The following is a 14,956-nucleotide window of genomic DNA, read 5'->3' as shown; positions in this document are numbered from 1 at the left end:
GTCCTAAACACGCTGTTGTCTGTGATCAGCATCATAGTGACAATACTTATACTTTTTGCCGCTTCCACACCAGCAGGGATCATTTCTCCCTAACTTCTGCCCCCGTTGTACGGGTTTTGGTTTTTCCATCGGGGAAGCTGCCTTCATCGTGCCAAACTGGCCAAACTCGGTATGCTGTGCCTCTATCCTCTGCGGTCCAGTTTCGACAGGCAACTCTTCAGCTACCTGCATCTGAATCTCAAGATGAGCCAGCATGGCCAGGGCATCTGCCATAAAGTTTGACCGCATCCTGGCAAAGAGGTCAAAAGCTTCCACCTTATATTCCACAATGGGATTTTTACTCGCGTACTGACGAAGACCAATACTCTCCTGAATATAATCTATAGCCCTGAGATGCTCCTTCCAGCGAGCATCCAGCGTACTCAAAAGCACATACTTTATCGCATCATAACGCACCTGCTCAGGAATACCCTGAAACCTATCCCAAACCCTTGTTTTGATGAGCCGGGTAAGTGTTTGTTTTGTTGTATTATAGTCTGCCGGCTGCCACTGGCCAAGATCTACCATAAACTGAAGTTTAAGCCACTTCTCAAGCTCATCCTTGGGCCACATATGAGGACGTGTGGGTTGAGAAAAGGTTGAAACCTTATCTTCTATCACTCGATCGATGATCGTGTCGATAACCTCCGGATGATGATGGATATCTAAAATCTCATCTCTTAAACGGTAGATATAGGTCCTTTGTTCGTTCATCACATTATCATACTCAAGGAGATGTTTTCGTATTTCAAAGTTACGGTTCTCAACCCGCTTCTGAGCGTTTTCGATCGCATTCGAGATAAGTTTACTCTGAATCTCCTCATCCTCACTAAAACCAAGGCTTTTCATCATCTGGATACGACTATCCATACCAAAAAGTCTCATGAGATCATCTTCAAGTGAAACATAAAACTGGGAATACCCTGGATCTCCCTGACGACCCGAACGCCCTCGCAGCTGGTTGTCAATACGCCGAGACTCATGCCGTTCACTTCCAATCACGAGGAGTCCACCCAACTCCTTGACACCAGGAGCAAGTTTAATATCTGTTCCACGACCTGCCATATTGGTAGCAATCGTTACCGCATAAGCCTGTCCAGCCTGAGCAATGATCTCTGCTTCCTTTTCATGGTATTTTGCATTGAGGACATTATGGGGAATACGCCGCTGCTGCAAAAGTTTGGAAAGCCTCTCAGACTTTTCTACGGAAATAGTTCCTATCAGGATAGGTTGCCCCTTCTTATGATGTTCCTCTACATCACGAACAATCGCTTTAAACTTGGCATTCTCATTGATGTAGATTTTATCCGGGGCATCGATACGCTGAACTGGAACGTTGGGTGGAATCACAACCACATCAAGGTGATAGATAGAGTAAAACTCCTGAGCCTCCGTCTCAGCCGTTCCTGTCATACCAGCAAGCTTTTCATACATACGGAAATAATTCTGAAAAGTAATCGTCGCAAGTGTCTGAAACTCCTGCCGGATAGAAACACGCTCTTTAGCCTCAATCGCCTGGTGAAGACCATCAGACCATCGGCGACCTGGCATCTTTCGCCCTGTAAACTCATCGACAATCACCACCTCACCATTTTCCACCACATAATCCACATCCCTATGGTACAAACGATGGGCCCGTATAGCCTGGATAATATGATGCACAAGCTTGCTATTTTTCGGAGAATAAAGCTCTTTAATCCCCAAAAGCTGTTCTATTTTCTCTATACCCTGTTCCGTAAGAACAACTGTTTTGTCTTTTTCGTCAACAGCATAGTCCCCTGTTCCCTCGATAGGTTCATTTTTCTCATTAACCTGAGCTTCGGTGAGACGGGGAACAATCTTATCCACCCGGTAGTAGAGATCAGTGGTTTCTTCCGTAGGGCCTGAAATAATCAAGGGTGTCCGCGCCTCATCGATAAGAATCGAATCCACCTCATCCACGATAGCATAATAATGCCCTCGTTGAACCTTTTGTTCTCTGGCAAAAACCATGTTATCCCGGAGATAGTCAAACCCGAACTCATTGTTGGTACCGTAAGTGATATCACATCGGTAAGCTTCCTGCCTACTACATTCCCGGTAGGTTGTTTTATACTGGCTGATGTCTTCCCAGTCAACATAGTAGCTCTTTTCGTGGTTGATAATGCCCACAGAAAGCCCCAAAAATCTGTAAATTGGTCCCATCCAGACCGCATCACGTCGAGCCAGATAATCATTTACCGTCACAAGATGAGCACCTTTGCCTGTCAGGGCATTCAGATAAAGCGGAAGAGTGGCTACAAGGGTTTTTCCCTCCCCTGTTTTCATCTCCGCAATCTTGCCCTGATGAAGAACCACGCCACCCATGATTTGCACATCAAAATGACGCATATTCAAAGTACGTTTGGCCACTTCTCGTACCACCGCGTAGGCTTCAGGCAAGATATCATCCAGGGTTTCTCCCCCTGCAAGCCTCTGTTTAAACTCTTCGGTCTTGTGTGCCAGAGCATCATTCGAAAGAGTCGATATGACCGGTTCAAAGGCATTCACCTTTTCTACAAAGGGACGAAGCTTTTTAATATCCCGTTGCTGTTTCGTCCCGATAATAGCATAAAGAAGAGAGGTAAAAATCCCCATATTCACTCCTTAAAAAACTTCTCCATTAGTATAACACAAAATCCAGGAAAAGAAAAATTTTTATAAAAAATTTTCTCTTGAAACGATTTCATGCTTTTATTGAAAAAGGAAAGAACACTTTTAACCAAAAACATTTTCTTTTCACCAACAATACTGGCTTTCGCCGAACCAAAGAAAACGTATCTCTCATAGTATGAAAGAATTCAAATGTTTCGTACTTTATCCTCATGGTACCCACTTCACCACAAGACATTTCCATACGAGAACAAAAAAGGCGCCCACAAGGGGCGCCTACATTTTGCTTAATACATATCTCCCATACCAGCAGCAGGAGCAGGAGCTTTTTCCTTCTCAGGCTTATCCGTAATCATCACCTCAGTGGTAAGGAGAAGCCCTGCAATAGAAGCAGCATTCTGAAGAGCAGTGCGTTCAACCTTCACAGGATCAATAATACCTGCCTTCATCATATCTACCCATTCGTTGGTAAGAGCGTTATACCCCATCCCATTCTTGGACTCTTTTGCACGGTGCACCACCACAGAACCGTCGATACCGGAATTGTCAGCAATCATGCGCATAGGAGCCTCAAGGGCACGACGAACAATCTCAATACCTACCTGTTCCTCTTCATTGGCACCTTTGAGTCCCTCAAGAGCTTTCTGGGCAAGAATCAAGGAGAGACCACCTCCAGGAACGATACCCTCTTCTACGGCTGCTTTGGTAGCAGAGAGAGCATCTTCAACGCGGGCTTTCTTCTCTTTGAGCTCAACCTCAGTGGCAGCACCAACACGGATCACAGCAACACCACCGGCAAGCTTTGCAAGTCTCTCCTGAAGTTTTTCGCGATCATAATCAGAAGTCGTATCCTCAATCTGTTTCTTGATCTGTTTGATACGAGCCTCGATAGCTTCTTTCTTTCCGGCACCACTGACGATGGTGGTATTTTCCTTGTCAACTTTCACTTTCTTTGCACGACCGAGGTCAGCCAGAGTAGCATTTTCAAGCTTCATACCCTTTTCTTCAGAAATCACCTGGCCACCAGTGAGAATAGCAATATCCTCAAGCATTGCCTTGCGGCGATCGCCAAACGCAGGAGCCTTTACAGCCACACAGTTCAACGTACCACGCAGCTTGTTCACGATCAATGTAGCAAGAGCCTCACCCTCTACATCCTCGGCTACAATCAAGAGAGGTCGCCCGGACTGAGCAATCTTTTCAAGAAGAGGAACAATCTCTTTAATAGAGGCAATTTTCTTATCATAGAGAAGAATGAAAGGATCTTCGAGCTCTGCGACCATCGTCTCTGCATTGGTTACCATATAGGGAGAAAGATAGCCACGATCAAACTGCATACCCTCCACAACATCCACATATGTATCGAGAGACTTGGACTCTTCAACAGTAATCACACCGTCTTTTCCAACCTTGTCCATAGCCTCAGCGATAAATTCTCCGATAGTTTTGTCATTGTTCGAAGAGATAGCTGCCACATCGCGGATCTCTTCACGATCATCCACTTTTTTAGAAAGCTTCTTAAGCTCAGCAACCACTGCCTCAACAGCTTTGTCAATCCCCTTCTTAATCAAGGTGGGGTTGCTTCCAGCAGTGACATTTTTGAAACCCTCGCGAATAATCGCGTGAGCCAGCACCGTGGCCGTCGTGGTACCATCACCCGCAATATCGTTGGTTTTGGTTGCCACTTCTTTTACCAGCTGAGCACCCATGTTTTCGAACTTGTCTTCGAGTTCGATTTCCTTGGCTACCGTTACACCATCTTTGGTGATCGTAGGTGCTCCAAACTTCTTGTCGATCACCACGTTTCGACCGCGGGGACCAAGAGTTGCACCCACCGCACGGGCCAATTTCTCAACACCTGAGAGAATCTTTTGATGTGCTTCACTCGAAAACAATAGATCTTTTGCCATAGCTTCACTCCTTTTCTCGAATTTTTGATTAAAATATACTCAAAGAACCTCGTAATCGTCAAGTATCTCGTAAATTCAAGCTTGAAGAAAAAAAATCCGATACCATAAAAAAGAACAAGAATCGAGGAGTAGACATGAAGCGTTGTCTTCTTCTTTGCTGCATGGCCGGGGCACTTTATGCGACAGACGATTTACAGGTAGAGCTTAAATTCTACCAACAAGCCTACCGAATCAACGAGGATATACCCGTCCAGATCCTGGTGTATAATCTTTCCGATAAACCTCAAGAAATTTTTGTCTCTCCCCTTATCTATGAAACATTCTTTTTCGATATAAGAACTACAAAAAATACCCCCGTCGAATTACGAGATGATTTTCGCGTGGAAAAGGCTTTGCTTGCTTCTGACCTTGCCAGTGCAAGGCAAATTATCCTCATGCCAGGAGAATCCTTCTCAAAAGACATTAACATTAATGAGTGGTTTCAACTCTCTGAGGTAGGATATTATTCCATCAATGGGCTTTTTTACCGGAGACCAGATCTCACCAACGAAGTTCAGCGTTCGTTTACATACAAAATCCTTATTAAACCACCACAGGTTGTGGAAGAAGCTGTGGTTCAAGAGGATATTAAACGCCAGGAAAATTTTATCGCTCTTCAAAAACTTCCTCCTTATGAGGTTATCGCCAATCTCTGGGATGCAAAAAGTAAAAAAGACTGGGAGAGATTTCTTTTTCACATAGACGCCGAAAAGCTTTTGTTGGCATTTGATGACTTTAAAGGGGCCTATCTCTCAGCAAGAACAGGCAGAAATCGCCTCCAGATCGTGGAAGACTTCAAAAAATACCTTACCGTTCACTGGCAGGATAGAATCATCTCCTATTCTGTGAAAGAAGCCATCATTAAAGGAAAAGAAGCAGAGGTTGTCTCTGATGTAGAGTTTGGTGTCCGTAGCCAGAGTTATATCCTCCGGTATACCTTTAAACTCTACCAAAACGTCAACGGCCAGTGGCTGATATATGATTACAGTGTATTAAGGATAAAATAATGACCCTCTACCCCCTCTGGTATCCACAAGAAACTATCAAAGACGACATTCTCCGCGTGGGATGTGATCCCCGTGCTGTAAGCATTTTTAGCCAAAAAACCCATATCATTCCCATCTATATCCATAGCATCAAACCAGCCATGGCCAACATCATCAAACAGGAGATGCTCTCTCTCAAAGGAGACGCCATCGTCCACGAAAAAAGCGTCAGCTGTGAGATTGAAAAAACTGATGTTATCCTCCTCGGAACTATGTCTGTGCTGAGAAACTTTGTTCAGAAACTCAAAATTCATCCCTACCCTACCCTTGTCTCTCTCAATGAAAAACTAGAAATCCTTCTCAATAACCTCCAGCGTCCGATAACGACTCAGACATCTCCCCACGGAAAAACCATCTCATATACCCAACCACTCATTATGGGAATCCTCAATATCACCCCCGATTCTTTTTTTGACGGGGGACGATACCTCTCTGTAGAGGATGCCATCCGCCGTGCTGAACAGATGCGCGAAGAAGGGGCTGATATTATCGACATCGGTGGCGAATCAACACGTCCCGGTTCTGATCCCATACCTGTCGAAGAAGAACTCTCCCGAACTATACCCATCATTCAATCTCTCACAAAAAAGCTCGATATACCTATCTCTATTGACACTACCAAAGCTCTTGTTGCGCAAAGAGCTGTAGAGGCCGGAGCTGATATCATCAATGATATCAGTGGTTTTACATTTGATCCCGCTATGACCGATGTGCTGGTAAAAACTCAAGCTATTGGTATCATAGGACACATCAAGGGTACTCCAAAGAATATGCAAGTCAACCCAACATACGAGAATGTTATCAAGGAACTTGTGGAATATTTTGAAGAAAGAATCCTCTCCCTCACCAAACAGGGAGTTAAAAAAGAACTCCTCATAGTCGATCCCTGTATCGGCTTTGGGAAAACCGCAAAACACAACCTCACCATCCTCAAACACACAGCTGCATTCCGAAGTTTTGGACTGCCCGTCCTTGTTGGAGCATCACGAAAATCCACGCTCGGAAAGATTCTCTCCCCACACAACCCCCTTCCTCCTGAAGAAAGACTCTTTAGCACCCTGGGAGCCCATATGTACACCTGGTTAGAGGGAGCGGCCATCGTTCGCGTTCACGACGTTCGAGCACACAATGATCTCCGAAAAACCCTTTTAGCCATAAAGAATGAAAGCCTATCTACCGATAATTGAAAGAGAGATGCAATAGGAGTTCGGGATGCGAGACTACAAAAACTACTTCTCAGGAAAACGTCTTTTTTCTCATCAAACCGATGAAAAACATATTTCCAGAAAAACTCGAAAGACCCACGATGATCAACCGAAACTTTTTTCCTCCTTCACCCCCCTTCTCCTTATAATTGGGGGAGTCATTGGATGCCTTAGCCTCTTCTTCGCCTTCGAAGGTCTAGAAAAAAGACAAAACCATCAAAAAACCTCTTCCATCGGAGAACTTTCCCTTCAAAAACAGATTAACGAGTATCTCATCCCTCGCGGTGTTGGTGGAAGTGAACCTATCTCCTCAAACGCCACAAAAGATCTTCACTTTTATTTCTATGAGGTACAACCAGGAGAATCCCTTACCTCTATCGCAAAAAAACTTGGCACATCCATGGATAGTCTTATAAGTCTCAATAGTCTTGATAATGCTCATTTTCTCAGACCCGGCAATAAAATTCTTGTTCCCAATCTGGATGGGGTTCTCTATACTGTCAAAAAAGACGATACCCTCGAAAAAATAGCCAAAAAATACAAGGTAGAAATTGAAGATATCCTGGATTACAACGATATAGAAGAAGCTGATGCTCTTATGCCAGGAGATATTCTCTTCCTTCCTGGAGCATCCCTCACTACAGAAGAACGCGCTAAAGCTCTTGGCTACCTCTTTGCAAAACCTGTCCGAGGGAGGTTTACCTCGGGATTTGGCATCCGTATTGATCCATTCACTAGGAGACGGGGATACCATGCTGGTATTGATATCGCGGCTCGCTACAACACCCCTATTCGAGCAGCAAAGGAAGGTCGTGTCACCTTTGTGGGGTGGAAGGGTGGCTATGGACTCTGTGTCATCATCAAACATCAAATGGGATATGAAACCGTCTATGGTCACCTGGCAAGTACCACCGTAAAAGAAGGACAATACGTCAACCAGGGACAAATCATCGGAAAAATGGGAAACACCGGCCGATCAACCGGCACTCACCTCCATTTTGAGGTGCGCCGTTACAATAAACCCATCAATCCAACTCGGTTGCAAGGTCTCGGAAAAGCAAGTCGCCGATGGTACTAAAGCTATTTTACAAACTGGATAAGTTTCTGGCCTACCTCCGTGTTATCGAGGATGCCGGAAAACTCTTCCATACCCGGTCCATAGGTGAGCACGGGCACCATAGCTGCCGTATGGTCTTTGCTTGAAAAGTTCAAACGCACAAACTTCCCTTTTATCCCACCAGGAAGAGACACTCCCCCTGTCTCATGATCGGCTGTCACAACAACCAGGGTATTTTTGTCTTTTTCTGCAAACGCTAAAGCAACTTCAACAGCCTGTTCAAAATCCTCCATTTCGGGAATCAGGTTGGTCACATTATTATCATGAGATGCCCAATCAATCTGAGAACCCTCCACCATGAGAACAAAACCGTTCTTTTCACGAGAAAGAAGTTCTAAAGCCTTTGCGGTAAGTTCTCCCAGACTATTAGTACGCCCCTGAGCAACATACGGTAAATGTCCATAAGCTAAAAGCCCTAACACTTTTGTGGTCCCCTTCACCTGAGAAAGATCTGAAACATTTGAAACCACTTTCCATCCACGGTAGGTCATCCAGTTAGCCAGAGAAACAAAATTCGTTCCCTCGCCTGCCCATTGATTGTAGTGAGTGACCATCGCCTCATTGGTGAACCGATACCCAAAATATGATAAACCCCCACCTATCATGAGGTCTATGGTCTCGTTAGTTACCCACAAAGCAATCGCGTTTTCATTCGCCCTGGAACTCTCATGGGCATAAAAAACGGCTGGGGTAGCATGCGTCACTGTACAAGTAACTACAAGCCCTGTGGCTTTCCCCTTCTTTTTGGCATACTCCATCAGCGTAGGCAGTGACTCTCCTGTCGGAGAAACTGCAATAAAGCCATTTTTCGTTTTAAAACCAGTAGCAAGAGCCGTACCTCCTGCTGCTGAATCCGTTACCAGATTGTTTTCCGCAAAAGTTGTCATGAGAGCCAATCGGGGAAAATGCTTCCAGATATTCTTCTCTATGAGTAGACGACTTGAGAGATGGGAGACACCAAACCCATCACCAATGAGCAAAATGATATTTTTGGGCTTCATAGAAACTTGAGATGATCCTGTTTTGTTTGCACCCTGAGCGTGTCCCAGGACTACCATCGTCATAAACCACAAAACACAAATCTTTCGCATTGTTTTCCTCCCTCGCAATTTTTCTTTCTTATTATACTACAAAAAAGAATAAAAAGCGAAAATGTTATGAACAATCCGATGGCCAAACCATGTTAGAAAAAGCACGGATTTTGACAATTGTTTTTTAGACATTATCTTCTTCATTGTAATATTTTAATATAAAAATATTTTATATATGGAAATAAAAGTATCTTGCATTCAAAGGATATTCTCTTTTTCGGAAATATACTCTTGATCATATCTTTTTAAAAAAGAGGAGACAGTTGTTTTTTTATTGTGGTAGGGAGGATTAAGAATAGCTCTTCCCTTGTTGCAGTAAAAAAACCTTTCACAAACCCCAGAAGGACTGAAACAGGGTAAGAGCAGTACGCCTCGATTTCTTCCCTTTCATAAAAAATTCCCCTCTGGATGAAACCTTTTACAAAAAAGGAATCTAAAAAAACAAAAGCTCTTACCTTATCACAGTTTTTTCTTTCACATTTCTGCTGCGAAAAAGTAAGAGCAGTTCTCTTTTCCTGCGACAAAGTAATAGCTACCACCCAAATCCCCTTGTCCCTTACTGCAACAAGGGAAGAGCATGGGGTTTTTATCCCTTTTTCCACTTCTTTTTTGTAAGGAAAAACGCTTTTTTGCCTTTTTCGTAGAGGACAACGAAAAGTTTTCCAAAAAAAAAAACAAAAACTTTTAGTTTTCTATTTGACAGGCACAGGAAATGTTTTGAGAAAAAGAAAAAGAAAACCCCCAGATGGGAAGAATAAGCGGCTCGGTGACGAGTTTTTTCCACGGGAGAAGCTGGCGACGTTTGCCAAGCCTTCTTAAAAGCTCCTCAAGCCTGGAAGAAACCCCCTCGATGTTAAACCGAAAGCAAAACTCATCAAGATAGCGCTGCATGTGCTTTCGACAACCATAGTGATAGACGTCTTCAAGAAGGTTTTTCAACCCATCGTTAAGGTGGGAAAGCCAAGGCGTTCTTTTTTCCACCGAGGTGTGGCGGAAAAACTTGCCAAAAAAGTCTGAAATCCAGTGATGACTTACATCATCTACAAGATGGATGTGAAGTTTAGAAGGGGTATCATCCGCATCAATTTCGACAACCTGCATGGGGGAAAAGTTTTTTCTTTGGCGGCGTTTGATGCCAGAAAGAAAGAAAAAGGTTTTGACAAGCTTTCGGAGGGATTTCGTGTGATGGCGAGTGGTAAGCCGCATAAGGCTTCGCAGCTTCTGAAGAAGAAGCCAGCTTGCCTTGTAGCTGATATGAAGAAGTTTCGAGAGTTTGACGGCGTTTATGCCACCATCCTGGCAGACAAGAAACATGGCAGAAAGCCAGATTTTTGGCGAGAGGTGACTTTTTCGCATGATGGACTGGCTTTTTAAGGAAAATTGTCTTCCGCACTTGGGGCACTGATACACGAGCCGGCACGAGAGAAGATGCGCTTTTTCTTTACACCGTGGGCAAATTGCCCCCTCTGGCCAGAGGGCTTTTTCGAGGATCTGGTAGGCCCCGTTTTCTGAGAGTGTGAAAAAATCCTTTTCCATGGTTTTCTCCTTGAAAAAATTTTTTCATACTATATATATCGAAAATTTTTTGTTATATTTGTTAAAAAAGATGTTTTATATATTTTAAAAGTAAGATCGATGGGGAGATTTTGGGGGTTGAGAAAAATGCTCTTACCTTTTTGCAGTGTGTGGGACAAGAGATTTCCTGCGATAGGGCTTTTTGGTCACCGAGTAGCGCAGCGTATCGAAGCAACCCGCTCGTCTCGATACACTCCGTTACTCGACGAGCGACATTACCCGGTCACCGAGTAGCCCCAACGGGGCGTATCGAGGGCGGTCATCGAGTAGCTCCGCAGGAGCGTATCGAGATGACCCCCTCGTCTCGAGACATTTCTTTACCTGGCAACCGGAAACTTGTTCTCCTGCAAGAAAGGAAGAGCAGGGGAATTTTTCACACTCACTGCAACAAGGAAACAGCAAGTTTGCTCACTGCGATAAGGTAATAGCCTTTCTCCTATAGCCCATACTGCAATAAGGGAATAGCTTAGGGGTTTCCCCCTCACTGTGATATGGTAAAAGCAAAAAAACTTTTCTTCCCCCTATACTGCAACAAGGGAATAGCTTTCAAGCCCCCTCAGTCCACTGCAACACGGTAATAGCAAGAGCTTTTCCCCTGAAACAAGGCAATAGCTATGAAAACCCACATATTCACTGCAACAAGGTAATAGCTCCCAACACTCAACTTTCCACTGCAACAGGGTAATAGCAACTCTTCTAAAACTAAAAAAAATCCCAAAAACTACTCACACTGAAAATAATCCCCTCTTCCAAAAAAACAAAAGGCCAACACCTTCGTCTCCCAGCATACCATTAACCGTCTTTTCCCCGATATATGGGGTACCAGAATCTTCTCTACCATCCCTATCCCGGATATTAACTATAATCAAAAACTATCCCCCAAACACCATATGCATCCACACCCCGGGGTTATGATCAAGAAAACGGATAAAATCCCTTGCTAGCATCCGATAAAGGATAGCTAACGTCTTAACCCGATAGGTTACCTCCGATATTCCCTTCTCTCGAACACACACAGGATCCCCCACAAAAGCCCCCATTTGAGAAATCTTTTCACCGTTATCCCCTTCCACCTCTCCACGAGCCAGAATATACACCCATTCACAGGATTTTCCACCCTCAACAAGCACAGCACCCTTTTGAAGTTCTACACGATGAAGTATCTCCTCCAGATCAGTAATCTGAGCAGATGTCAACTTCTTAAAATACGGATTTGCCCTGATAACTGCCCAGGTTTCACCATTGCGCAAACGAGCAATATGCCTGATTTTCTCTAAAATCGAGGTTCCCTCCACCAACCGGAGAAAAGCCTCCTTCTCAATCACAAAAGCATCCACATTTGTAAGTGCCTTCACTGTTGCCTTCCGTGGGGTATCTTCCACCAGAGAAATCTCTCCAAAATACTCATAGTTTCCATAAACTTTACGGTTCTTCTCATCATCCTCATCCTCAATCACCACATTTCCCGAGAGAATCAGATAAAACTTATCCCCCTTTGTCCCTTTCTGGATGATGATATCCCCACGAGAAAAGTGTTCCTTTTTCACCACAAGCAAAAGATCTTTGACCCGCTCAAAAGGAAGTCCTCGAAATACCTCAATTCTACTAAACGCATCAAGAATCTCATACGCCTCCTCAAAACGGTAGGTATCAACCTGAGGATACAGGGTACTGGCAATCCCAAACCTTGCCAGCGTAAGATACGTCTCTTTAGGAAAATCTTTTTCTGCAATATGGTAAACGGTAATCTTTTTTTGAAGCTCCACGGGAAGAGAATTCAGATAACTTACCGGCGTATGAAGAGGAGGTATTCCTGCTTCATGGTAGATGATATCACTCTCCCAGGGGAAATTCAGAAGCTCTTCCCTTCGTTTTTCATCGATAACACCATCCTGGTAGAGTTTCTCGATTGTTGGAGGATGATTGAGATGATCCGAGGAATACACAAAGGTTCGATTTCTATAGACAAAACGAAATCCCACGGTAGGAATCGAATGGAGCGTATAAAAGAAATGAAAAATCGCTCCATGGATATTCACCGGACTGTGGATCATCACTGGACAAAAATCAAACATCTCCATCAGCCGACTTGCCGGAATCCTCGTGAGAGCCGAATATTTTCGCAAAAAACTCTGCATCACGGTAGGGGTAGTGTAGATCTTTATCCGAAATTCTTCCAAAATCTTCTGAAACGTTCCCGCATCATGATCAGCATGACAATGGGTGAGTATCACACTATCAATAAGTTTTGGATTGACGTTCGACTGGCTTAGCCAAAAAGTGGAATTCACCGGCGGATCAACCATGATACCAATTTTGTTGATCCAGAGAATAAATCCCGAGGTGTTCTGGTAAGGATCAAATCCGTGTGAAGGACCCAAACACGTAATCCCCAACAGCGGAGGTTTAAACGGTTCTGCCTGGGTATCCCCCAATTCAAACACCGCCTGAAAATTCATCTCCGCAGGAATAGCAAGCGTTTCTCTTCCCTCTTCCTGAACCAAAAATCCACCACCACTCTGAGGCTTAACAAAAACCTTTTCTATCCAGAATCCCTCTGAAATAATAGGTTTAAGATCCACCATATCATCGAGGGTTCTCCCGGCACGAAAATATGCTATCTCATTGTGAATGGGAGGTATTCCATGAACTTCAGGATCAACAATTTCCGGGGCTATATTTAGCTGCTGAGGACCAAAAATCGCTTCTTGTAAAACTATCTTGAGATTTTCGATATGATCTGGTTGCACATAGATCGTGGTCTTCTTCTTTTTGAGGAAAAAGTTATAATAAATCGGAAACTCAATCTCTGCGACACTCATCCCCACTGAAGGGTGAAAATGTTCCATTGGTAATACAAAATAATAGGGTACTCCCTTCGGAAGAAAAATTGTATCCTTCAAGGTTTCTGGAGGAGATCCAAACTGGATATACCCCGCGTTCGTATCAACAAGATATCCTCCCCGAGGAAGCGATGTCACAGGCAAAGTAAGCTCTGTCAGAGGTTTAAAAGTCATACATTTTCCTTATCGCTGTATTTTGCCCGAATAGCCTTAATCACATCATATATTTCAAAAAAAGCCTCTACCACCTCGGGATCAAATTGTTTTCCACTCTCTGAACGTATATATGCCAGCACTTTTTCCTCGTCCCAGGGATCTTTATATACACGACGAGAAATGAGAGCATCATACACATCGGCAAGCGCCACAATACGCCCTGAAATAGGAATCTCCTCCCCCTTTTTGCCGGGTCCAAACTCCACAGGATCGGCAAAAATATCCTTCACATAGCCTGGATAACCCGTTCCATCCCATTTCTCATGATGATTAAGTGACACCTCGGCTGCAAGTTTGTCCCAATCTGAGACGCTATCCGCAAACAACCGTGCCCCATACACAGGGTGGGCTTTAATAACAGCGAACTCGCTCTCTGTAAGTTTTCCAGGCTTTTTGAGGATCACATCAGAGACAGCCACCTTACCAACATCGTGAAGCATGGCAGCAATCCGGAGGGTATCCTTATACAGACGAATCTCTTTATCCGAAATTCCTCGTTTCTTCGCCCAACGGTCATAGATCTCAATCGCGTATGACCCCACACGGTTCACGTGGTTCCCCGTTTCCTTGGGATCACGAAGCTCTGTCATCTTGATCATCCGCAAAATGATCTCGCGAGTCATAATCGCCCGCTCAATCGCCACCGATGCATTGTTAGCAAAAAAATTTACCAGTTGGATATCATCTCTGGTAAACGAGACAACTTTTCCATCACGGTTTTTCTTATTGATGATCTGCATAACACCGATCACCGTTCCTTGAGACGTCACTAGAGGAACGGCAAGCACTGATTTGGTCCTGTAATGCGCAATCTGATCGAAATCCCGGTTGAAAGTGTAATCGGTATCCTTCAATCGATACACATCGGGAATATTCAGGGATTCTCCCGTCTGGGCTACATAGCCTGCAAGGGAATATTTATTGATCTCTATCTCAAAAATTGAGTAAATATATTTATTATTCGTTTCATCGATTTTGGCAAGAGCATCATTTTGCACATAACTAAATTTTAGGTATTTTCCCTCCCGCAAAAAGATTGAACCTGCCTCCGCCCCAGTAAAAGAACGAGCCTCATAGAGAATATGATCCAGAAGCGCATCAATATCTCTAATACGATTTAGTTTCTCTGTAATAGAAAGCAACTCTTCTATGCGACGTTTTGATAAAGCCATAGCGCCTCCGTGGAATTCTTGCACTCAAAATATACTTATATATCGGTTAACTATAGCAGAAATATTTAATAT

9 protein-coding genes are annotated in these 14,956 nt (G+C 43.9%); 3 read left to right on the top strand and 6 right to left on the bottom strand.

Annotated features, from left to right (window positions below):
• Positions 1 to 3 precede the first annotated feature (3 nt).
• Positions 4 to 2,655: a preprotein translocase subunit SecA gene (gene secA, locus KDW03_RS08195; protein ID WP_271434597.1), complete on the bottom strand. Its 2,652-nt coding sequence runs from the start codon at positions 2,653 to 2,655 to the stop codon at positions 4 to 6.
• Positions 2,656 to 2,957: 302 nt separating this feature from the next.
• Positions 2,958 to 4,580, bottom strand: a complete 1,623-nt coding sequence (gene groL, locus KDW03_RS08190; RefSeq protein ID WP_271434596.1) for a chaperonin GroEL — start codon at positions 4,578 to 4,580, stop codon at positions 2,958 to 2,960.
• A 134-nt stretch (positions 4,581 to 4,714) separates the two neighbouring features.
• On the opposite strand from groL, the gene KDW03_RS08185 reads away from it, so the two are divergent.
• The 3 genes from KDW03_RS08185 to KDW03_RS08175 are packed head-to-tail and all read left to right on the top strand — an operon-like array spanning position 4,715 to position 7,948.
• Positions 4,715 to 5,626 (top strand): hypothetical protein, encoded by a 912-nt coding sequence (locus tag KDW03_RS08185; protein WP_271434595.1) that lies wholly within the window; start codon positions 4,715 to 4,717, stop codon positions 5,624 to 5,626.
• Positions 5,626 to 6,852, top strand: coding sequence for a dihydropteroate synthase (folP, locus tag KDW03_RS08180; RefSeq protein ID WP_271434594.1), 1,227 nt, complete (start codon positions 5,626 to 5,628; stop codon positions 6,850 to 6,852). The genes KDW03_RS08185 and folP overlap by 1 nt, the downstream gene beginning before the upstream one ends.
• A 25-nt stretch (positions 6,853 to 6,877) precedes the next feature.
• Positions 6,878 to 7,948: a peptidoglycan DD-metalloendopeptidase family protein gene (locus tag KDW03_RS08175; protein WP_271434593.1), complete on the top strand. Its 1,071-nt coding sequence runs from the start codon at positions 6,878 to 6,880 to the stop codon at positions 7,946 to 7,948.
• A 2-nt stretch (positions 7,949 to 7,950) separates the two neighbouring features.
• On the opposite strand, the gene KDW03_RS08170 is transcribed toward KDW03_RS08175, so the two are convergent.
• From KDW03_RS08170 to KDW03_RS08155, 4 genes are all read right to left on the bottom strand, one after another.
• Complete coding sequence (locus tag KDW03_RS08170; protein ID WP_271434592.1) at positions 7,951 to 9,078, bottom strand: alkaline phosphatase; 1,128 nt, start codon at positions 9,076 to 9,078, stop codon at positions 7,951 to 7,953.
• Between the two features lie 684 nt (positions 9,079 to 9,762).
• Positions 9,763 to 10,614: an IS1595 family transposase gene (locus tag KDW03_RS08165; protein WP_271434591.1), complete on the bottom strand. Its 852-nt coding sequence runs from the start codon at positions 10,612 to 10,614 to the stop codon at positions 9,763 to 9,765.
• Positions 10,615 to 11,525: 911 nt separating this feature from the next.
• A complete protein-coding gene (locus tag KDW03_RS08160; protein ID WP_271434590.1) occupies positions 11,526 to 13,670 on the bottom strand; it encodes a cAMP/cGMP-dependent 3',5'-cyclic-AMP/GMP phosphodiesterase in 2,145 nt (714 codons plus the stop codon).
• Positions 13,667 to 14,884 carry an HD domain-containing phosphohydrolase gene (locus KDW03_RS08155; RefSeq protein ID WP_271434589.1) on the bottom strand — a complete coding sequence of 406 codons (1,218 nt, stop codon included), beginning with the start codon at positions 14,882 to 14,884 and terminating at the stop codon, positions 13,667 to 13,669. Before KDW03_RS08155 ends, KDW03_RS08160 begins: the two co-directional genes overlap by 4 nt.
• Positions 14,885 to 14,956 lie beyond the last annotated feature (72 nt).

Origin of the sequence: Thermospira aquatica, from assembly GCF_023525255.1 — a bacterium.
In the GTDB taxonomy this organism is placed as follows: domain Bacteria; phylum Spirochaetota; class Brevinematia; order Brevinematales; family Thermospiraceae; genus Thermospira; species Thermospira aquatica.
The sequence above is the reverse complement of the archived record's forward strand: the minus strand, read 5'-3'. Positions and strand labels throughout refer to the sequence as shown.

Bases quoted from the DNA above. Each gene is read 5' to 3' on its own strand.
- KDW03_RS08155 (WP_271434589.1), bottom strand. From the start codon at position 14,884: ATGGCTTTATCAAAACGTCGCATAGAAGAGTTGCTTTCTATTACAGAG.
- KDW03_RS08160 (WP_271434590.1), bottom strand. From the start codon at position 13,670: ATGACTTTTAAACCTCTGACAGAGCTTACTTTGCCTGTGACATCGCTT.
- secA (WP_271434597.1), bottom strand. From the start codon at position 2,655: ATGGGGATTTTTACCTCTCTTCTTTATGCTATTATCGGGACGAAACAG.
- folP (WP_271434594.1), top strand. From the start codon at position 5,626: ATGACCCTCTACCCCCTCTGGTATCCACAAGAAACTATCAAAGACGAC.
- KDW03_RS08185 (WP_271434595.1), top strand. From the start codon at position 4,715: ATGAAGCGTTGTCTTCTTCTTTGCTGCATGGCCGGGGCACTTTATGCG.
- KDW03_RS08175 (WP_271434593.1), top strand. From the start codon at position 6,878: ATGCGAGACTACAAAAACTACTTCTCAGGAAAACGTCTTTTTTCTCAT.
- groL (WP_271434596.1), bottom strand. From the start codon at position 4,580: ATGGCAAAAGATCTATTGTTTTCGAGTGAAGCACATCAAAAGATTCTC.
- KDW03_RS08165 (WP_271434591.1), bottom strand. From the start codon at position 10,614: ATGGAAAAGGATTTTTTCACACTCTCAGAAAACGGGGCCTACCAGATC.
- KDW03_RS08170 (WP_271434592.1), bottom strand. From the start codon at position 9,078: ATGCGAAAGATTTGTGTTTTGTGGTTTATGACGATGGTAGTCCTGGGA.